Origin of the sequence: Streptomyces subrutilus (assembly GCF_008704535.1) — a bacterium.
GTDB lineage: Bacteria > Actinomycetota > Actinomycetes > Streptomycetales > Streptomycetaceae > Streptomyces > Streptomyces subrutilus.
The window spans coordinates 2,257,427-2,276,177 of sequence record NZ_CP023701.1 but is presented as its reverse complement, the minus strand read 5'-3'; the positions used below and the strand labels follow the sequence as shown (position 1 = coordinate 2,276,177).

Annotated in this window: 17 protein-coding genes and 1 pseudogene; 9 read left to right on the top strand and 9 right to left on the bottom strand. The window is 72.8% G+C overall.

The features are described 5' to 3' along the window. Positions 1-44: 44 nt before the first annotated feature. Positions 45-575 carry a M23 family metallopeptidase gene (locus tag CP968_RS09620; RefSeq protein ID WP_150517612.1) on the bottom strand — a complete coding sequence of 177 codons (531 nt, stop codon included), beginning with the start codon at positions 573-575 and terminating at the stop codon, positions 45-47. Positions 576-826: 251 nt separating this feature from the next. Between CP968_RS09620 and rpsB the strand changes: the two genes are divergently transcribed. The 9 genes from rpsB (at position 827) to CP968_RS09575 (ending at position 10,694) form a co-directional block, all read left to right on the top strand. Beyond that, complete coding sequence (gene rpsB, locus CP968_RS09615; RefSeq protein WP_150517611.1) at positions 827-1,750, top strand: 30S ribosomal protein S2; 924 nt, start codon at positions 827-829, stop codon at positions 1,748-1,750. A gap of 135 nt (positions 1,751-1,885) precedes the next feature. Then, the gene (gene tsf / locus CP968_RS09610; protein ID WP_150517610.1) at positions 1,886-2,722 is read left to right on the top strand and encodes a translation elongation factor Ts; all 837 of its coding nucleotides are present in this window, start codon (positions 1,886-1,888) and stop codon (positions 2,720-2,722) included. 162 nt (positions 2,723-2,884) lie between these two features. After that, the gene (gene pyrH / locus CP968_RS09605) at positions 2,885-3,664 is read left to right on the top strand and encodes a UMP kinase (RefSeq protein WP_150517609.1); all 780 of its coding nucleotides are present in this window, start codon (positions 2,885-2,887) and stop codon (positions 3,662-3,664) included. 94 nt (positions 3,665-3,758) lie between these two features. Then, positions 3,759-4,316, top strand: a complete 558-nt coding sequence (gene frr, locus CP968_RS09600; RefSeq protein ID WP_150517608.1) for a ribosome recycling factor — start codon at positions 3,759-3,761, stop codon at positions 4,314-4,316. Beyond that, on the top strand, positions 4,316-5,392 hold the full coding sequence (locus CP968_RS09595; RefSeq protein WP_150517607.1) for a phosphatidate cytidylyltransferase: 1,077 nt from the start codon (positions 4,316-4,318) through the stop codon (positions 5,390-5,392). Before frr ends, CP968_RS09595 begins: the two co-directional genes overlap by 1 nt. Positions 5,393-5,467: 75 nt before the next feature. Further along, positions 5,468-6,580, top strand: a complete 1,113-nt coding sequence (gene rlmN, locus CP968_RS09590; RefSeq protein WP_150517606.1) for a dual-specificity RNA methyltransferase RlmN — start codon at positions 5,468-5,470, stop codon at positions 6,578-6,580. Between the two features lie 256 nt (positions 6,581-6,836). Further along, positions 6,837-7,937, top strand: a complete 1,101-nt coding sequence (locus tag CP968_RS09585) for a thiamine ABC transporter substrate-binding protein (protein ID WP_150517605.1) — start codon at positions 6,837-6,839, stop codon at positions 7,935-7,937. Positions 7,938-8,038: 101 nt separating this feature from the next. Next, positions 8,039-9,655: an ABC transporter permease gene (locus tag CP968_RS09580; protein ID WP_150521829.1), complete on the top strand. Its 1,617-nt coding sequence runs from the start codon at positions 8,039-8,041 to the stop codon at positions 9,653-9,655. A 1-nt stretch (position 9,656) separates the two neighbouring features. Next, complete coding sequence (locus tag CP968_RS09575) at positions 9,657-10,694, top strand: ABC transporter ATP-binding protein (RefSeq protein WP_150517604.1); 1,038 nt, start codon at positions 9,657-9,659, stop codon at positions 10,692-10,694. 15 nt (positions 10,695-10,709) lie between these two features. Here CP968_RS09575 and CP968_RS09570 read toward each other — a convergent pair whose 3' ends face one another. From CP968_RS09570 to CP968_RS09535, 8 genes and pseudogenes are all read right to left on the bottom strand, one after another. After that, positions 10,710-11,954, bottom strand: coding sequence for a cytochrome P450 (locus CP968_RS09570; protein WP_150517603.1), 1,245 nt, complete (start codon positions 11,952-11,954; stop codon positions 10,710-10,712). 48 nt (positions 11,955-12,002) lie between these two features. Beyond that, entirely contained in the window at positions 12,003-13,397 is a 1,395-nt protein-coding gene (locus CP968_RS09565) for an NAD(P)/FAD-dependent oxidoreductase (protein WP_150517602.1), read from the bottom strand. Then, positions 13,394-13,621, bottom strand: a complete 228-nt coding sequence (locus CP968_RS09560) for a ferredoxin (RefSeq protein ID WP_150517601.1) — start codon at positions 13,619-13,621, stop codon at positions 13,394-13,396. Before CP968_RS09560 ends, CP968_RS09565 begins: the two co-directional genes overlap by 4 nt. Before the next feature lie 282 nt (positions 13,622-13,903). Then, positions 13,904-14,509 carry a hypothetical protein gene (locus tag CP968_RS09555; protein WP_150517600.1) on the bottom strand — a complete coding sequence of 202 codons (606 nt, stop codon included), beginning with the start codon at positions 14,507-14,509 and terminating at the stop codon, positions 13,904-13,906. A 93-nt stretch (positions 14,510-14,602) separates the two neighbouring features. Continuing rightward, on the bottom strand, positions 14,603-15,535 hold the full coding sequence (locus tag CP968_RS09550) for a DMT family protein (RefSeq protein WP_150517599.1): 933 nt from the start codon (positions 15,533-15,535) through the stop codon (positions 14,603-14,605). Positions 15,536-15,616: 81 nt separating this feature from the next. Then, the gene (locus CP968_RS09545; RefSeq protein WP_150517598.1) at positions 15,617-16,708 is read right to left on the bottom strand and encodes an LOG family protein; all 1,092 of its coding nucleotides are present in this window, start codon (positions 16,706-16,708) and stop codon (positions 15,617-15,619) included. A 26-nt stretch (positions 16,709-16,734) separates the two neighbouring features. Then, positions 16,735-17,808: a hypothetical protein gene (locus tag CP968_RS09540; RefSeq protein ID WP_150517597.1), complete on the bottom strand. Its 1,074-nt coding sequence runs from the start codon at positions 17,806-17,808 to the stop codon at positions 16,735-16,737. Next, positions 17,790-18,476: pseudogene (locus CP968_RS09535) on the bottom strand (ABC transporter ATP-binding protein); the annotation flags it as partial. The gene CP968_RS09540 and the pseudogene CP968_RS09535, both read right to left, overlap by 19 nt. Positions 18,477-18,751 lie beyond the last annotated feature (275 nt).

The window sequence follows — 18,751 nt, the reverse complement described above, 5'->3', positions numbered from 1 at the left end:
CCCCTCCCCCTCCCTCCACCCCCCTCCCGCCTCGCCTCTTTGGTTCAATCCGCCCAGTCCGTCGAGGCCGCCCCGCCGGTTCCGCCGGTCCCGCCGGTTGCGTTCATCGGGTTCGGGGCGTTCGCCCCGGGTAGCAGGCGCGGGGTCGGGCGGGGGAGGAGGGCGAGCGGGTTGCGGTAGCCGCCGCCGTCCGACAGCAGGCCCCAGTGGAGGCACGGCTCCGCGCAGTGGGAGCCCTCGGTGAGGACGGCCACCACCTGGCCCGCGATGACCTCCTCGCCCTCCGCGACCAGCGGGCGGACCGGCTCGTAGGTGGTGCGCAGGCCGTTCGGGAGGGTCAGCGACAGGACCCCGCGGCCGGCGACGGGGCCCGCGTGGTGGACGCGGCCGGGGCCGACCGCGCGCAGCTCGGCGCCCACCGGAGCCGCCAGGTCCACGCCGCGGTGGCCGGCGGCGTACGGGGTCGGGGGCGGGTCCCACCAGCGGACCACCGCGAGGGGCGGGGGCAGCGGGCGGATCGCGGGGAGGGCGGCCTGGGCCAAGAGCAGGAGCGCGGAGAGCAGCAGGGTCGTCATGGGGACCAGGGTCCCGGGCGGACGACGGGCCTGCTCGGGGTTGTGGACGGGGCCCGGCCTGTGGACAACGGCGTCACCCGGCATACCGCCGGGTCCCGTACACTTCTTGTGGCGATCCGGGTCACCGGGTCGACTTCGCACGCCCCAGTACCAGCCCGAAACGGCCTGGTGACAGCGTCTCTCGGTCCCCTTTCCGGGGGCAGGACGCGGCGGGGCGTCAGGAACCAAACCGAGAAAACAAGGAGATGGCCATGGCCGTCGTAACGATGCGGGAGCTGCTGGAAAGCGGCGTCCACTTCGGTCACCAGACCCGCCGCTGGAACCCGAAGATGAAGCGCTTCATCTTCACGGAGCGCAACGGCATCTACATCATCGACCTGCTCCAGTCGCTGTCGTACATCGACCGCGCCTACGAGTTCGTGAAGGAGACCGTCGCGCACGGCGGCTCCATCATGTTCGTCGGTACCAAGAAGCAGGCCCAGGAGGCCATCGCCGAGCAGGCGACGCGCGTCGGCATGCCGTACGTCAACCAGCGTTGGCTCGGTGGCATGCTCACCAACTTCTCGACCGTCTACAAGCGCCTCCAGCGCCTGAAGGAGCTTGAGGCGATCGACTTCGAGGACGTCGCCGCCTCGGGTCTCACCAAGAAGGAGCTCCTGGTCCTCTCCCGCGAGAAGATCAAGCTGGAGAAGACCCTCGGTGGTATCCGCGAGATGTCGAAGGTCCCCAGCGCCGTCTGGATCGTCGACACCAAGAAGGAGCACATCGCCGTCGGTGAGGCGCGCAAGCTCCACATCCCGGTCGTCGCGATCCTCGACACCAACTGCGACCCCGACGAGGTCGACTACAAGATCCCGGGCAACGACGACGCGATCCGCTCCGTCACCCTGCTCACCCGCGTGATCGCCGACGCCGTCGCCGAGGGCCTCATCGCCCGCTCCGGCGCTGCGACCGGCGACTCGAAGCCGGGCGAGAAGGCCGCCGCCGAGCCGCTCGCCGAGTGGGAGCGCGACCTGCTCGAGGGCGACAAGAAGGCCGACGACGCCGAGGCCGCTCCGGCCGAGGCCGCTGCCGAGACCCCCGCCGCCGAGACCCCGGCCGCCGAGGCTGTCGAGGCTCCGGCCGCCGACGCCGAGGTCGCCGAGGCCCCGGCCGCCGACGCCGAGCAGGCCTGACCCACTGAGAGCGTCCGGCGTTCACGCGCCGGGCACTCGCAGCACGGACGATGACGGCGGGGGAGCCGCGCCACAAGCGCGGCGCCTCCGCCGTTCACCCGTAGATCTACGACTTCGAGAGAGAATCACAGACTCATGGCGAACTACACCGCCGCTGACGTCAAGAAGCTCCGCGAGCTCACCGGCGCCGGCATGATGGACTGCAAGAACGCGCTCGTGGACTCCGACGGTGACGTCGACAAGGCCATGGAAGCGCTCCGTATCAAGGGTCAGAAGGGCGTCGCCAAGCGCGAGGGCCGTTCTGCCGAGAACGGTGCCGTCGTCTCCCTCATCGCCGACGACAACACCTCCGGTGTCCTCGTCGAGCTGAAGTGCGAGACGGACTTCGTCGCCAAGGGCGACAAGTTCCTGGCCGTCGCCAACCAGCTGGCCGCGCACGTCGCCGCGACCTCCCCCGCCGACATCGAGGCGCTGCTCGCGTCCGAGATCGAGGCCGGCAAGACCGTCCAGGCGTTCGTGGACGAGGCCAACGCCAACCTCGGCGAGAAGATCGTCCTGGACCGCTTCGCGCAGTTCTCCGGCGGTTACGTCGCGGCGTACATGCACCGCACGATGCCCGACCTGCCGTTCCAGATCGGTGTCCTGGTCGAGCTCGACAAGGAGAACGCCGAGGTCGCCCGCGGCGTCGCGCAGCACATCGCCGCGTTCGCCCCGCAGTGGCTGTCCGCCGAGGACGTCCCGGCCGAGAAGGTCGAGTCCGAGCGCCGCATCGCCGAAGAGGTCACCCGCGCGGAGGGCAAGCCCGAGGCTGCCATCTCCAAGATCGTCGAGGGTCGCGTCAACGGCTTCTTCAAGGAGGCCACCCTCCTCGGCCAGCCGTACGCGCTGGACAACAAGAAGTCCGTCCAGAAGGTCCTGGACGAGGCCGGTGTCACCCTGAAGCGCTTCTCGCGCATCAAGGTCGGCATCTGAGTCCGTCCGTACGCGACGGACACCGGACCCCGGTAGGGTCTGAGGCAGTCGTCCGCGCTCGCGCAGGGCGACCGCAGATCTGACGAGGAGGCCATTGCCGTAGAGGGAACCGCGAGGACCCACCGGCAATGGCCTTCTTCGTATGTGCACGAGGAGATCTCCATGAATCAGGGCGTGGACCCCCACACCGCATCCGACGACAAGAGCGACCAGGACAAGAAGGGCCGCCGCTTCATGCTGAAGCTGTCCGGCGAGGCCTTCTCCGGCGGCGGAGGACTGGGCGTCGACCCCGACGTCGTCCACGCCATCGCGCGTGAGATCGCCGCGGTGGTCCGCGACGGCGCGGAGATCGCCATCGTGATCGGCGGCGGCAACTTCTTCCGCGGGGCCGAGCTCCAGCAGCGCGGTATGGACCGGGCCCGGTCCGACTACATGGGCATGCTCGGCACCGTCATGAACTGCCTCGCCCTCCAGGACTTCCTGGAGAAGGAGGGCATCGACTCCCGCGTGCAGACCGCCATCACGATGGGGCAGGTCGCGGAGCCGTACATCCCGCTGCGTGCCGTGCGGCACCTGGAGAAGGGCCGCGTCGTGATCTTCGGCGCCGGCATGGGCATGCCGTACTTCTCCACCGACACCACGGCCGCCCAGCGCGCCCTGGAAATCGACGCCGAGGCCCTGCTGATGGGCAAGAACGGTGTCGACGGCGTCTACGACTCCGACCCGAAGAAGAACCCGGACGCGGTGAAGTTCGACGCGCTCGAATACAGCGAGGTGCTCTCGCGCGACCTCAAGGTCGCCGATGCCACCGCCATCACGCTGTGCCGCGACAACAAGCTGCCCATCCTCGTCTTCGAGCTGCTGGCCGAGGGCAACATCGCCCGCGCCGTCAAGGGTGAGAAGATCGGCACGCTCGTCAGCGACCAGGGAACCCGGACCTGAGCAGTCCGCCGCCGGACCCGGCCCGGCGGGCTCCGTCCGCCCGGCCCGCCCAGCCCGCCCGAACCCATCCATATCTGACATGCAGGAGCACGTGGTGACCGAAGAGATCCTCCTCGAGGCCGAGGAGAAGATGGAAAAGGCCGTCGTCGTCGCCAAGGAGGACTTCGCCGCGATTCGCACCGGTCGTGCGCACCCGGCGATGTTCAACAAGATCGTGGCCGACTACTACGGCGCCATCACGCCCATCAACCAGCTCGCCTCGTTCTCGGTGCCCGAGCCGCGCATGGCGATCGTGACCCCGTTCGACAAGAGCGCCCTGCGCAACATCGAGCAGGCCATCCGCGACTCCGACCTGGGTGTCAACCCGAGCAACGACGGCAGCATCATCCGGGTGACCTTCCCCGAGCTGACGCAGGACCGCCGCAAGGAGTACATCAAGGTCGCGCGGACCAAGGCCGAGGACTCCAAGATCTCCCTGCGTTCCGTCCGCCGCAAGGCCAAGGACGCCCTCGACAAGCTGGTCAAGGACAAGGAGGCCGGCGAGGACGAGGTGCGCCGCGCGGAGAAGGAGCTCGACGACACCACCGCGAAGTACGTCGCGCAGGTGGACGAGCTGCTCAAGCACAAGGAAGCCGAGCTCCTCGAAGTCTGATGAACGACTCTTCCTGGCAGCCGGAGCCGGTTCCGGCGGGTCCCGCATACGATGCGCAGGCGGGCCCGCACACTCGGCCCATGCCCATCGTGCCCGATGCCGCCGGCCGTGACTTCGACGACCGGGAAGCACGCGATCGGGGGGCCGCCGCGGCCGGCGGCCCCCCCTTCCGCGCCGAGACGCCGCCGCAGGAGCCCATGCCCAGCCCCCCGCCCCCGCATGCCCCGCAGCCGCAGGACGTCCCGCCCCCGCCGCCGAAGAAGCGCGCGGGGCGCGACCTGCGCGCCGCCATAGGGGTGGGCGTCGGCCTCGGTGCGGTGATCTTCGCCTCGCTGCTGATCGTCAAGGCCGTCTTCGTCGGCGTCGTCGTCGTCGCGGTCGTGGTGGGCCTGTGGGAGCTCACCTCCCGGCTCCAGGAGAAGAAGGGCATCAAGGCCCCGCTCGTCCCGCTCGCCGTCGGCGGCGCGGCCATGATCATCGCGGGGTACGTCCGGGGGGCCGAGGGCGCCTGGGTGGCCATGGCGCTGACCGCGCTCGCCGTGCTGGTCTGGCGGATGACCGAACCGCCCGAGGACTACCTGAAGGACGTCACGGCGGGCGTCTTCGCCGCCTTCTACGTCCCCTTCCTGGCCACCTTCGTCGCGCTGCTGCTCACCGCCGACGACGGGCCGCAGCGGGTGATCACCTTCCTGCTGCTGACCGTGGTCAGCGACACGGGGGCGTACGCGGTCGGCTGGCGCTTCGGCAAGACCAAGCTGGCCCCGCGCATCAGTCCCGGCAAGACCCGCGAGGGACTGCTGGGGGCGGTGGCCTTCGCGATGGCCGCGGGTGCGCTGTGCATGGAGTTCCTGATCGACGGCGGCGCCTGGTGGCAGGGGCTGCTGCTGGGCCTGGCCGTGGCCGTCAGTGCCACGCTCGGCGACCTCGGCGAGTCGATGATCAAGCGGGACCTGGGCATCAAGGACATGGGCACCCTGCTGCCGGGCCACGGCGGCATCATGGACCGGCTCGACTCGCTGCTGCCGACCGCGCCGGTGGTCTGGCTGCTGCTGGCGGCCTTCGTCGGCACGGGCTGACACCGGCCGGGCGGTTACCCTTGAAGGGCGCGCTGCTTCTGCGGCGCGCCTTTCGTCTTACAAGGAGTACCTGCCATGGCCCGCCCCGTTCCGGGAGAGCTCACCTTCGTCGCCCCTCGCGGGGTCAAGAAGCCGCCCCGGCACCTCGCCGACATGACCCCGGCCGAGCGCCGCGAGGCGGTCGCCGCGATCGGCGAGAAGCCGTTCCGGGCCAAGCAGCTCTCGCAGCACTACTTCGCGCGGTACGCCCACGACCCGGCCGAGTGGACGGACATCCCGGCGGCCTCCCGGGAGAAGCTCCGCCAGGAACTGCTGCCGGACCTGATGAACGTGCTGCGGCACATCTCGTGCGACGACGACACCACCCGCAAGACCCTGTGGAAGCTGCACGACGGCACGCTCGTCGAGTCCGTGCTGATGCGCTACCCGGACCGGGTCACCATGTGCATCTCCTCGCAGGCCGGCTGCGGCATGAACTGCCCGTTCTGCGCCACCGGCCAGGCCGGGCTGGACCGGAACCTGTCCACCGCCGAGATCGTGCACCAGATCGTCGACGGCATGCGCGCACTGCGCGACGGCGAGGTCCCCGGCGGGCCGGCCCGGCTGTCGAACATCGTCTTCATGGGCATGGGCGAGCCGCTGGCCAACTACAACCGGGTGGTCGGCGCCATCCGCCGGCTCACCGACCCGGAGCCCGACGGCCTGGGCCTGTCGCAGCGCGGCATCACCGTCTCCACCGTGGGCCTGGTCCCGGCCATGCTGCGCTTCGCCGACGAGGGCTTCAAGTGCCGGCTGGCCGTCTCCCTGCACGCGCCCGACGACGAGCTGCGCGACACGCTGGTCCCGGTGAACACCCGCTGGAACGTGCGCGAGGTCCTCGGCGCGGCGTGGGAGTACGCGGAGAAGTCCGGCCGCCGGATCTCCATCGAGTACGCCCTGATCCGCGACATCAACGACCAGGCCTGGCGCGGTGACCTGCTGGGCAAGCTGCTCAAGGGCAAGCGCGTCCACGTCAACCTGATCCCGCTGAACCCGACCCCGGGCTCGAAGTGGACCGCCTCGCGGCCCGAGGACGAGAAGGCCTTCGTGGAGGCCATCGCCCGGCACGGCGTGCCCGTGACCGTACGGGACACCCGCGGTCAGGAGATCGACGGCGCGTGCGGCCAGCTCGCCGCGTCGGAGCGCTGACCGTCCGGTTCGAGACGGTCACATTCGGCCACGGGGTACGCTGTGGCCGAACCAACTTCATATATTCCGACAGGGGAGCGCCACAGCGCTGAGAGTGCGGTCGCCACCGCAGACCCTCTGAACCTTGCCCCGGTCATTCGGGGTAGGAAGTTCGGTCACCACTCAAGCTGTTGCGCCCTGCCCTGATTCCGCTCGTCCCGAGCGGAATCAGGGCAGGGCCGCGTCTTCTCCTGGTCATCCCAGGAGGAATTCACCAGTGAGCACCACCAGGAAGATCGCGGGCGTCGCGCTCGCGGCCGCGCTCGGCGCCACCACGCTCAGCGCCTGCGGCGGCGGTACGAAGGACGCGTCCGCGGGCGGCGCAGCCGACGCCCCGAAGTCCAAGACCGTCACCCTCGTCTCGCACGACTCCTTCAACGTGACCGACTCGGTCCTCAAGGAGTTCGAGCAGCAGAGCGGCTACACCGTGAAGGTCCTCAAGTCCGGGGACGCGGGCGCCGCCCTCAACCAGGAGATCCTCACGAAGGGCTCGCCGCGCGGCGACGTCTTCTTCGGCGTGGACAACACCCTCCTCTCCCGCGCGCTCGACAACGGCATCTTCACCCCGTACGAGGCCAAGGGCCTGGCCGAGGTGAAGCCGGAGTACGTGCTCGACAAGGAGCACCGGGTCACCCCGGTCGACTCCGGCGACATCTGCGTCAACTACGACAAGCAGTACTTCGCCGACAAGAAGCTCGCCCCGCCGCAGACGCTGGACGACCTCGTCAAGCCCGAGTACAGGAACCTGCTGGTCACCGAGAACGCCGCGACGTCCTCGCCCGGCCTCGGCTTCCTCCTCGCCTCCGTCGGCAAGTTCGGCGAGGACGGATGGAAGGACTACTGGAGCAAGCTCAAGGCCAACGGCGTCGAGGTCGTCGACGGCTGGGAGCAGGCCTACAACGAGCGGTTCTCCGGCTCCGCAGGCGGCAGGAAGGCCAAGGGCGACCGGCCGCTGGTCGTCTCCTACGCCTCCAGCCCGCCGGTCGAGGTGCTGTACGCGGACCCGCAGCCGGCCGAGGCCCCCACGGGCGTCGCCACCGGCACCTGCTTCCGCCAGGTCGAGTTCGCGGGCCTGCTCAAGGGCGCCGGGAACGAGGCGGGCGGCAAGGCCCTGCTGGACTTCCTGATCGGCAAGAAGTTCCAGGAGGACATGCCGCTCCAGATGTTCGTGAACCCGGTGACGAAGGACGCCGTCCTGCCGGAGCTCTTCACCAAGCACGGCGTGGTCGTCGACAAGCCGGAGACCGTCGCTCCGGACGCCATCGCCAAGAACCGTGAGCAGTGGGTCAAGGCATGGTCCTCGACCGTCGTGAAGTAGGCACCCCCACGGGTCCGGACGCGGCGCCGCCGGGCGCCGCGCCGGGCCCCGGCGCCCCCCGGCGCGGGGCCGGGCGGCCCACGGCGGTGCGGCTCGCCCTGATGGCGGTGCCCCTCGCCTTCTTCGGGCTCTTCTTCGCCTACCCCGTCGCCGCGATCGTGGGACGCGGTCTCAAGACCGACACCGGCTGGCAGTTCGGCCGCGTCGCCGAGGTCCTGGCCCGGCCCGACATCGCCGGCGTGCTGTGGTTCACCACCTGGCAGGCGCTCGCCTCCACCGCCCTCACCCTGCTGATCGCGCTCCCCGGCGCGTACGTCTTCGCCCGCTTCGCGTTCCCCGGCAAGCAGCTGCTGCGGGCCGTGGTGACCGTCCCCTTCGTGCTGCCGACCGTCGTGGTCGGCACCGCCTTCCTGGCGCTCGTCGGCCGGGGCGGCCTGTTGGACGAGCTGTGGGGCGTGCGGCTGGACACCACCGTGTGGGCGATCCTGCTCGCGCACGTCTTCTTCAACTACGCCGTCGTCGTGCGGACCGTCGGCGGACTGTGGGCCCAGCTCGACCCGCGCCAGGAGGAGGCCGCCCGGGTGCTCGGCGCCGGACGGTTCACCGCCTGGCGGCGGGTGACGCTGCCCGCGCTGGCCCCGGCGGTGGCCGCGGCCGCGCTGATGGTCTTCCTGTTCACCTTCACCTCCTTCGGCGTCGTACAGATCCTCGGCGGTCCCGCGTACTCCACCCTGGAGGTGGAGGTCTACCGGCAGACCGCGCAGCTCCTGGACCTGCCCACCGCCGCCGTGCTGACCCTGGTGCAGTTCGCCGCCGTCGGGATGGTCCTCGCCGTGCACGCCCGGACCGTCCGCCGGCGCGAGGGCGCGCTGCGGCTCGTCGACCCCGCGCAGACCGCCCGGCCCCCGCGCGGCCGGGCCCAGCGCGGCCTGCTCGCCGGGGTGCTGCTGAGCGTGGCGCTGCTGATCGTCCTGCCGCTCGGGGTGCTGGTCGAGCGGTCCTTCGACGCCCCCGGCGGGTACGGCCTCGGCTTCTACCGGGCCCTGCAGGACGCGGGCGCCGGCGGCGGCACCTTCCTGGTGCCGCCCATCGAGGCCATCGGCAACTCCCTGCGCTACGCCCTCGCCGCCACCGCCATCGCCCTGGCCGTCGGAGGGCTCGCGGCCGCGGCGCTGACCCGGCGCGCCGGGCGGCTGGTACGCGGCTTCGACGCGCTGCTGATGCTGCCGCTCGGCGTGTCCGCCGTGACCGTCGGCTTCGGCTTCCTGATCACCCTGGACCGGCCGCCGCTGGACCTGCGGACCTCGTGGATCCTGGTGCCGCTGGCGCAGGCCCTGGTCGGCGTGCCGTTCGTCGTCCGCACCATGCTGCCGGTGCTGCGGGCCGTCGACGGGCGGCTGCGGGAGGCGGCCGCGGTGCTCGGCGCGTCCCCGTGGCGGGCCTGGCGGGAGGTGGACCTGCCGCTGGTGCGGCGGGCGCTGCTGATCGCCGCCGGATTCGCCTTCGCCGTCTCGCTCGGGGAGTTCGGCGCGACCGTGTTCATCGCACGGCCGGACGAGCCGACGCTGCCGGTGGCCGTGGCCCGGCTGCTGGGCCGGGCCGGCGAGCTCACCTACGGCCAGGCCATGGCCCTGAGCACGATCCTGATGCTGGTGTGCGCGGTGTCCCTGCTGTTGCTGGAGCGGCTGCGCCCCGACAAGACCTCCGGAGAGTTCTGAGATGACCCTGCTTCAGCTGGACGGGGTGTCGGTCCGCTTCGGCGGCCGCGCGGTCGTGGACCGCGTCGACCTGGCGGTCGCCGCGCACGAGACCGTCTGCGTCCTGGGGCCCAGCGGCAGCGGCAAGTCCACCCTGCTGCGGGTCGTCGCGGGCCTCCAGCCGGTCTCCGCAGGCCGGGTGCTGCTCGACGGGGCCGACCAGGCCGCGGTGCCCGTGCACCGGCGCGGCGTCGGCCTGATGTTCCAGGACCACCAGCTCTTCCCCCACCGGGACGTCGGAGGGAACGTCGCCTTCGGACTGCGGATGCGGGGATCGGCGCGCACCGCGTACCGGCCCCGGGTCGCCGAGCTGCTCGACCTCGTCGGACTCCCCGGCGCACAGGGCCGGGCCGTGGCCTCCCTGTCGGGCGGCGAACAGCAGCGCGTGGCCCTGGCCCGGGCGCTGGCCCCCTCCCCGCGGCTGCTCATGCTCGACGAACCGCTGGGACAGCTGGACCGGGGGCTGCGGGAGCGGCTCGTGGTGGAACTGCGGGAGCTGTTCTCCCGGCTGGGCACCACCGTCCTGGCCGTCACGCACGACCAGGGCGAGGCCTTCGCGCTGGCCGACCGGGTGATCGTGATGCGGGACGGCCGGATCGCGCAGGCCGGCACCCCGCTGGAGGTGTGGCAGCGCCCGGCCGACCGGTTCGTGGCCCGCTTCCTCGGCTTCGAGAACGTGGTCCCGGCGACGGTGTCGGCCGGCGCCGCCGCCACCCCGTGGGGCACGGTGCCCGTCCCGGAGGGCTCGTCGGAGGGCGAGCGCCAGCTCCTCGTCCGCCCGGCCGGGGTGCACCTGGTGCGGGACGGGCTCGCCGCCGTCGTGGAATCCCGCACCTTCCGCGGCACGCACGTCGCGCTGCGGCTGCGGCCCGAGGCCGGGCCCGCGCTGGAGGCGGAGTGCGCTCTGGCCGCCGCCCCCGCCGCGGGGGACCGGGTCCACGTGGCCTTCGCCCCGGCCGAGGTGGTCGTCCTGGCGGCCGAGGCGCCGGACACGCCCTAGGGAGGCCAGGACGGGCTAGGGGCGGATGCCGTCGCAGGCGACGTGGAGGTGGCGCGGGCCGCGCAGGACCGCGTTCTGGCGGTACGGGGGCGGGTCCTCCAGCAGCCGCGGGTTCTCCAGCCGGCGGGCCAGCTCGCTCAGGGCCAGCTGCGCCTCCAGCCGGGCCAGCGGCGCGCCGAAGCAGCTGTGGATGCCGCTGCCCAGGCCCAGGTGCTGGATGTCCCGGCGGTCCGGGTCGAAGCGGTCCGGGTTCTCGAAGCGCTGCGGGTCGCGGTTGCCGGAGGCCAGGATCAGCCACAGGGACGCGCCCTCGGGGATGGTGACCCCGGCGACCTCGATGTCGGCGAGGGTGGTGCGCTGCGGCAGCAGCTGCACCGGCGGCTCGTAGCGCAGCAGTTCCTCGACGATCGGCACCGCCAGGCCCGCGTCGTCGCGCAGCCGGGCCAGGACGTCCGGGTGCCTCAGCAGGGTCAGCATCCCGTTGGTGATGAGGTTGACCGTGGTCTCGTGGCCGGCGATGAGCAGCAGCGCCGAGGTGCTCAGCACCTCCATCGTGGTCATCGCGCCGTCCGGGCCGTCCGCCGTCGCCAGCTGCGACAGCATGTCCTGGCCCGGGTTCTTGCGGCGCTCCTCGATCAGCCCCGCCAGGTACATGCCCAGTTCCATCCGGGCGCCGCCCGTGCCCTTCTGCCGGTCCGCCGGATCGGCGTCCGGGTCCGGGTCCAGCCCCGCCGCGATGGCCTCCGCCCAGACGTGGAAGCGCGGCTCGTCCTCGTGGGGCACCCCCAGCAGCCGGCAGATGACCGACACGGGGAACGGGTACGCGAACTGGTCGACCAGGTCGATCCGGTCCGGCGTACCGGTCTCGACGATCCCGTCCACCAGCCCGGAGACGAGGCCGGCGAGCTCGCCGCGCATGTCGTGGACCCGGTGCGGGGCGTGCGGCGGGCCGAACGGGCGGTTCGTCATCCGCCGCAGCCGGTCGTGGTCCGGCGGGTCGAGCTTGAGGAACGACGGCGGCAGGGCCGCTTCCCCCGCGTCGTCCGGGGCCAGCGGATCGTCGGCCGCCGACTTCAGGTTGCGGGAGTCGGAGCTGATGCGCGGATCGTGCAGCAGGCTCTGGATCTCGTAGTACGTGCTCACCACGTACGGGCCGTCCGCGTCGTGGGACACCGGGGTCTTGCGGAGCTCCTCGTACAGCGGGTACGGGTCGGCCCGGTTCGCGTAGGCGATGATCTCCCGCAGGATTGCTTGTGTCATGGCAGGTCCTCGTGGTCCTCGTGGTCCTCGGGGGAGCGCGCGGTGCGGTCAGTGGTGCGCGGGGACGAACGTCATCCGCCGGTCGGCCGGCGAGTAGCCGCTGAGGGTGATGGTCGGGCCGTGCGTGGGCACCGAGGGGTCCGGGAAGTCCGCGTCCATCGGCTTGTTCCCCTCCGACCTGCGGTCCACGGTCGGGAACTCCAGCGGGAACGGCGCCGTCGTCTCGATCATCCGCTGGTAGAACGGCAGCCACCGGCACTGGTCGAAGGTGACGGCGCCGATGACCCGGCCCTGGTACCCGTAGACGCCGGTGAACCTGCGCTCGTCGCGCGAACCCTGGGCGATCATGATCTCGGTGCCCATGGACGGCACCCCGACCGACTTGACGTTCACCCCGAACTGGGAGGACCAGAAGGCCGGCACCCACAGGTGGGGGCGGCGGTCGGAGCTCTCGCTGAGCATGTTGTGCGCGGCCGTCTCCGCCTGGGCGACGGCGTTGCCCCAGTGCTCCAGCGACAGGAACTGGTAGCCGAACAGCGCGTGCGGGGAGCGCGCCACGTCCCCGGCGACGTAGACGTCGTCGGTGACGATGCCCCGGACGTCGAAGGCCCGGCAGCCCGCGTCGCAGGCGATGCCGCGCGGGCCCGCGCCCAGCCCGGACCCGGCCAGCCACTCGGTGTTGCGCATCGCGCCCAGCGAGACCACGACCACGTCCGCCTCGACCACGGACCCGTCCGACAGGTGGGCCGCGCGGACCCGCCCCGACGGATCACCCTCCAGGCCGGTCACCATGACCCCGGTCCGCAGGTCGACGCCGTTCTCCCGGTGCATCTCGGCGGCGACCGCCCCGATCACCCCGCCCAGCGCCCCCACGAGCGGGGCGTCGGCGCGTTCGGCGACCGTCACCGGCAGTCCGCGCTCCCGGCAGGCCGAGGCGATCTCGGAGCCGGTGAACCCTGCGCCGATGACCAGCACCCGGCGCGGGCCGGCCGCCAGGCTGCGCTCCAGTGCCACGGCGTCGTCGCGGGTGCGCAGCACGAACACGCCGCCGAGCGCGCCCTCCTCCTCGTTCGGCCACGGCCGGGCCCGCACGCCGGTGGCGATGAGCAGCCGGTCGTAGCCGACCTCCGTGCCGTCGCCGAGCCGGACCACGCGCTCGGCCATGTCCAGGCCCGTGGCCGGGACGCCGAGCCGCCAGTCGGCGTCGATGCGCCGGCGGCGGGGCAGCGCCGTGTGGTCCGCCACCGCCTTGCCCAGCAGCACCTGCTTCGACAACGGCGGCCGGTCGTAGGGCTCGTACGGTTCGTCGCCGATCATCGTCAGCGTGCCGGCGAAGCCCTTCTCGCGCAGGGTCTCGGCGGCCCGCAGGCCCGCCAGGGACGCGCCGACGACGACGATGCGGCCGCTCCGCCGCAGCCGCTCCAGGCTTCCGTCACCGCTCACCGCAGGCCTCCACCGGTCGGTACGGGTTCGTCCGCGTCGGCCTGGAGCAGGATGGCCTGGACCGGGCAGGCGGCGACGGCCCGCGCCACGTCCTCGCGGTGCTCCTCGGCCGCCTCGGGGTCGTACAGCAGCGACTCGTCGCCGTGCATGGCGAAGACGTCGGGAGCGAGGAACGCGCACTGCGCGTAGCCCTGGCAGCGGTTGAGGTCGACGACAAGCCTCATGGGGAATCGCCCTTCCGTGGCCCGTTGTGTGCCCCGTTCCCTCCCCGTCCCCTCCGGTCTCCAGCATGCACGCGCGAGCCGGAGGGCGCCTGCCGGGACGCGCGGGTGCGGCCGGCCCTAGGCCGTCTCTTTCGGATCGTGCCGGGCCCGCGACGCCTGGTGCCGTGCCTGGCCGCCCTGCCGAGGCGACCACGTACGTCCCGTACGCGAGCGCCCCGGCAGCACGCCCAGGCACGGCACCAGACGCCGCGGGCTCGGCCGACAAGATCCGAAAGAGACGGCCTAGCCGATGCCGACCCGCGCGATGTACAGGCCCACGACCAGCGCCCACGCCGGGAGGACCAGCTCCGACCAGGGGACGCCCGAGCCGACCACGAGCAGCACCAGCCCCGTGACGTAGCCCAGCAGGGCCAGCGGGCGCGGGAAGATGCCCAGCCGCCGGCCGATGGTCGAGGTGGCGAAGACGAACACGGCTGCCATCCGCATCGCGTAGGTGGTCAGCAGCGTGTAGGCGTAGTGGCGGCCGAAGACGGTGTCCGAGCCCTCCTGGAGGACCGTGCCCGCCGCGCCGGCGGCGATGAACAGGGTGGCCACGAAGACGAAGCCGCTGCCGAGGAAGACGGTGGAGACGAAGCGGTCCTCCGCCTCCCCGGCGTGCGCGCGCAAGGCCCCCATGAACCACAGGAAGAAGATCCCGGCGAACGGCACGATCTGCAGGGCCGTCGACACCGCCCACCGGTTGCCCGGCGCGACGGCCGCGTCGGCCCCGTCGCCCGCGGGGATGGCGATCCGCATCAGGACGATCGCGGCGCCGAGGAGCAGCGCGAAGGCGATGCCCGCCGTGCCGGCGGCCCTCGGTGTGCGCAGCCGCGCGCTGCTGGACTCCATGCGCCTCTCGCTCTCTCCCCCGTCCAGCAAGCGGCAGCCGCCGTGCGGCCGCCACCAGGGGGCGGCCGGGCGGGTGAGGGAGCGGGGCCCGGCCTACCGCACGGTCACCGGTACGGGAGCCCCGGGCTCGGGCTCCGCCCCCGGCCCGGCCGCGCCGGGGTCGGAGCCCTCGTGCTTGCCGTACCAGGCCACGGCCACCGCGCCCGTCACCGCGAGGACGAAGCCGAGGACGGCCAGCCAGGCCATCCCCGGCCGGGAGGCGTCGCCCAGCCAGAGCACCCCGATCGCGCCCGGCAGCACCGTCTCGCCGACGACCAGGGCCGCGGTCGCGCCGTTGACCGAGCCGATCTGCAGGGCGACCGTGTGCAGGTACATGCCGCCGAAGCCGGCCGCGAGGATCGCGTACAGGGCCGGGTCGGTGAGCAGCGCGCCGAGGTCGAAGGGGTCGATGCCGTTCAGGATGCGGACGCCGACGCCCAGCGCGCCGAAGCCCAGCCCCGACAGCAGGCCCGCGAGGATCGCGGCCCGGCCGCCGAGCAGGCGCACCGCGACGGTCCCGCCGACCATCAGCAGCAGGGTGATGCCCAGCAGCCACCAGTGGGTGGCCATCGGCGCGTAGTGGCCGCCCTCGTGGCCCGCCGCCGTGGCCAGCAGGACCAGCGCCGTGCAGACGACCCCGATCGAGGTCCACTCCTTGCGGCTCAGCCGGATCCCGAGCAGCTTCACGCTGAGCACGGCGGTGATCACCAGGTTGGCGCTGATCACCGTCTGCGACAGGAACAGCGGGAGCATCCGGGCCGCCAGCGCGCCCAGGCCGAAGCCCACGAAGTCCAGGATCGTGCCGACGATGAACTCCCAGGTCATCGCGGCCTTGGCGGTGGACGACAGATTGGGTCCGCCGTGCGCGGTCACCCCGGCGGCGGCCGGGGACATCCGGGCGGCGCGGCGCGATCCGACGGCTTGCAGGACGGAGCCCGTGCCGTAGCAGATGGACGCGGCGACAGCGGTCAGCAGGCCTATGAGCACCGGGGGCTCCGTTCAGGTCGGGCAGGTTGTGCGTGTACCTCTGCCAGACGTGCAAACGGGCCCGGGCGTTGCCTGCGCGGGTCAGTTCATCGACGCGAGCGCGGCGGGGACCTCGTCCACCGAGTCGACCAGGGCGATCCGGGACTCCATCGCCCGGCCGCCGGCCAGGGCCCGCAGCAGCGGCCACACCGGCAGGTGTTCGGTCCAGTGAGCCCGGTCGACCAGGACCATCGGGGTCGGCTCGCCGCGCGACGCGTAGTAGTTGGCCGTCGTGTTGTCGAAGACCTCCTGGACGGTGCCGGCCGCACCCGGCAGGAAGACCACGCCCGCGGTGCACCGGGCCAGCAGCCCGTCCTCGCGGGTGGCGTTCGCGAAGTACTTCGCCACGTGCCCGGCGAAGGCGTTCGGCGGCTCGTGCCCGTAGAACCAGGTCGGTATGCCCACCGAGTCGCCGCCGTCCGGCCAGCGCTCCCGTACGGCGAACGCGGCGCCTGCCCACTCCGACACCGAGGGGGTGAACGAGGGCGCCTTCGCCAGCATCTCCAGCGCCTCCGCCAGCGCCCCGTCGGGGGCCGCCGCCAGGTACGCGCCCAGGTTGGCGGCCTCCATCGCACCGGGGCCGCCGCCGGTCGCCACGGTCAGCCCGGACCGGGCCAGCGTGCGGCCCAGCGCGGCGGCGCCGCCGTACGCCGCACCGCCGCGGGACAGGGCGTGGCCGCCCATCACGCCCACCACGGGGGCGCCGCCGAGGTGCTCGTCGAGCGCGTCGGAGACGGCGTCGTCGTGCAGGGAGCGCAGCATCGAGGAGTAGACGTCGCCGTCCGACTTGGTCTCCTGGAACCAGGCGTACACCAGGGCGTCGGGGGTGCTCTCGTAGCCGTCGGGCAGCCCGGCGAAGAGCTCGCCGGGCGTGTAGAGCAGGCCCCGGTACGGGTTGAACGGCAGGTCCGGCACGGGCGGGAAGACCAGCGCGCCGTCGGCCCGGACCTTCGCCGACGCGTCGGGCTCCATCGCGCAGCCCAGGAACACCGCCGCCGAGGTGTCGGCGGCCAGCAGGGCGAAGGTCCGCTCCAGCAGGTTGACCGACTGGACCCGGTAGCCGCTCAGCGAACCCCGGGCCGCGACCCGGTCGAATTCGTCGAGCGTCTCGATCTCGATGTCTGCGTTGACCATTCGGCACACACTAAGGGCTGTCCCGGTCAGGGGGTCAAGGCCATCGACGTCAGTTGCGCCACACCCCAGCTGAGCGGCAGGCACACGGCCACCAGCGCCGTCGCCCGCAAACTCGCGGCCGTACGCAGGACCTTGGCCGGGGCGCCGAGATCGAGCAGGGCCTCGCGGCCGGGGGCCCGGGACTGCCCGGCCTCCACCGCCGATGTGAGAAGGGTCGCGGCGGCGCACAGGGCGACGAGCGCGGCGGCCGGTCCGGTCAGCGGGCCCAGCGGGACCAGCAGCCCGCCCCGGTCGCGCAGGGCCAGCGCGGTGAGGGCGCCCGCCGCGACCGCGCACAGCACGCCGAGCGCCGGCCCGACCCGGTGCGCCTCCTCCTGGAGGGTCCGACCGGCCAGCAGCCGCGGCGCGCCCGGGCGCACGGCCTGCACCAGGGTCCCGCAGGCGTAGGCCAGGCCCGGGCCGGCCAGGGCGAGCCCGATCGCGGTCAGCGTCCAGCCGGCCGGCATCCCGGCGCCGCCGCGGCCCGCGTACGCCTGCACGGCGAGCCCGCACGCGGTGACCGTGATGCCCCACGGCAGTACCGTCTGCGGGGCCGTGGGCCTGTGCGGGCGCAGGCAGAGAGCGGTGGCGGCCGCCGCGGCCAGCGGCGTCAGCACCAGCAGGGTGAGGGCGGCGGCCACCGGCAGCGGCAGCCCGGCGTGCAGCAGTCCGGCGCCGGCCCCGTCGAAGGGCAGCCCGGACAGGTTGCCCCGCAGGTGGAGGAAGAGCGCCAGGGCCAGTGCGCTGCCCAGGGCGCACGAGACGGCCGTGGAGACCGTCGCGACCAGGGTCGCCCGTACGGGACCCAGCCCGGCCCCGTCCATTCCCTCGCGGGGCCGGGTCGCGGGGTCGGTGCGGGCCACGGCGACGGCGAACTGGACGGTGACGGCGAGCGGGACCAGGGCCCACAGCAGCCGGGGGAAGGATCCGGCGGGGCGGGCGACGGCCCCGGCGAGCACGTACAGCAGCAGGAACCCGGTGCCGGCCGACGCGGCCGCGACGAGCAGCCGGCGCAGCTGGACGAGCGGCCGGGAGCCGCGGGCTAGGCGGAGAGCGAGCACGCGTCCTGGTCCTCGTTGGTCTCGGGGGCGGGTGAGTCGGGGGCGGCGGAGGAACCGTCGGCGAGGGCCTCGGCGGCCGCGGCGGGCCGCCCGTCGAGCAGGGCCGTGCGGCGGTCGGCGACGGCCGCGGTCTCCTCGTCGTGCGTGGCCAGCACCACGGTGATCCCGTGGGAGCGGGCCGCGGTGGTGAGGGCGCGCAGCAGCAGGGTCCGCTCCGCCCGGTGCAGCGGGGCGGCGGGCTCGTCGGCGAAGACCACATCGGGGCCGCCGGCCAGGGCCCGGGCCAGCGCGACCCGCTGGCATTCGGCGCGGGTGAGGGCGGAGGGCCGCTTGCGGGCGAAGGCGCCGATGTCGAGGCGCTCCAGCCACTCGCGGGCGGCGTGCTTGGCGGCGCGGTGGGAGGCGCCGGTGAGGAGCAGCGGCAGGGCCGCGTTCTCCCACACCTTGAGCTCGGGCAGCAGCCGCGGTTCGGGGCCGATCCAGCCGAAGCGGTCGCGGCGCAGCCGCTCGCGGGCCGGGGCGCCCAGGGTGTGCACGGGGACGCTGTTGAACCAGACCTCGCCCTGTTCGGGAGCCAGTTGTCCGGAGAGGCAGCGCAGCAGGGTGGTCTTGCCGCTGCCGCGCGGGCCGGTCACGGCCAGGACCTCGCCCTGGCGGACCGCGACGGAGACGCCGACCAGCCCGGGCGAGCCGTCGTGTGAGTAGTGCAGGGAGCGTGCCCAGAGCACGTCGTTGTCCGGTGGGGCCACCATGGCGTACACCTCTTCGTTCGACTGCGGATCGGGACTGGACCGGCCGGGCTCCCCCGTGCGGGGGAACGAAGGAGGGGCCGATCGGTCACTGGCGTCGTACAGAGATGTAAAGAGATGAACGTCTTGTCTGCGGACAGCACACGGCCCGGACCCCCTCGTTCTCACTCGAACGGAGGGACCCGGGCCGGGTG

What these genes read in the sequence shown, in the direction of transcription:
- CP968_RS09575 (WP_150517604.1), top strand. Translation starts at nt 9,657, where the DNA reads ATGACCCTGCTTCAGCTGGACGGGGTGTCGGTCCGCTTCGGCGGCCGC.
- CP968_RS09570 (WP_150517603.1), bottom strand. Translation starts at nt 11,954, where the DNA reads ATGACACAAGCAATCCTGCGGGAGATCATCGCCTACGCGAACCGGGCC.
- CP968_RS09580 (WP_150521829.1), top strand. Translation starts at nt 8,039, where the DNA reads ATGGCGGTGCCCCTCGCCTTCTTCGGGCTCTTCTTCGCCTACCCCGTC.
- rlmN (WP_150517606.1), top strand. Translation starts at nt 5,468, where the DNA reads ATGGCCCGCCCCGTTCCGGGAGAGCTCACCTTCGTCGCCCCTCGCGGG.
- CP968_RS09560 (WP_150517601.1), bottom strand. Translation starts at nt 13,621, where the DNA reads ATGAGGCTTGTCGTCGACCTCAACCGCTGCCAGGGCTACGCGCAGTGC.
- pyrH (WP_150517609.1), top strand. Translation starts at nt 2,885, where the DNA reads ATGAATCAGGGCGTGGACCCCCACACCGCATCCGACGACAAGAGCGAC.
- CP968_RS09545 (WP_150517598.1), bottom strand. Translation starts at nt 16,708, where the DNA reads ATGGTCAACGCAGACATCGAGATCGAGACGCTCGACGAATTCGACCGG.
- CP968_RS09555 (WP_150517600.1), bottom strand. Translation starts at nt 14,509, where the DNA reads ATGGAGTCCAGCAGCGCGCGGCTGCGCACACCGAGGGCCGCCGGCACG.
- CP968_RS09620 (WP_150517612.1), bottom strand. Translation starts at nt 575, where the DNA reads ATGACGACCCTGCTGCTCTCCGCGCTCCTGCTCTTGGCCCAGGCCGCC.
- CP968_RS09595 (WP_150517607.1), top strand. Translation starts at nt 4,316, where the DNA reads ATGAACGACTCTTCCTGGCAGCCGGAGCCGGTTCCGGCGGGTCCCGCA.
- tsf (WP_150517610.1), top strand. Translation starts at nt 1,886, where the DNA reads ATGGCGAACTACACCGCCGCTGACGTCAAGAAGCTCCGCGAGCTCACC.
- rpsB (WP_150517611.1), top strand. Translation starts at nt 827, where the DNA reads ATGGCCGTCGTAACGATGCGGGAGCTGCTGGAAAGCGGCGTCCACTTC.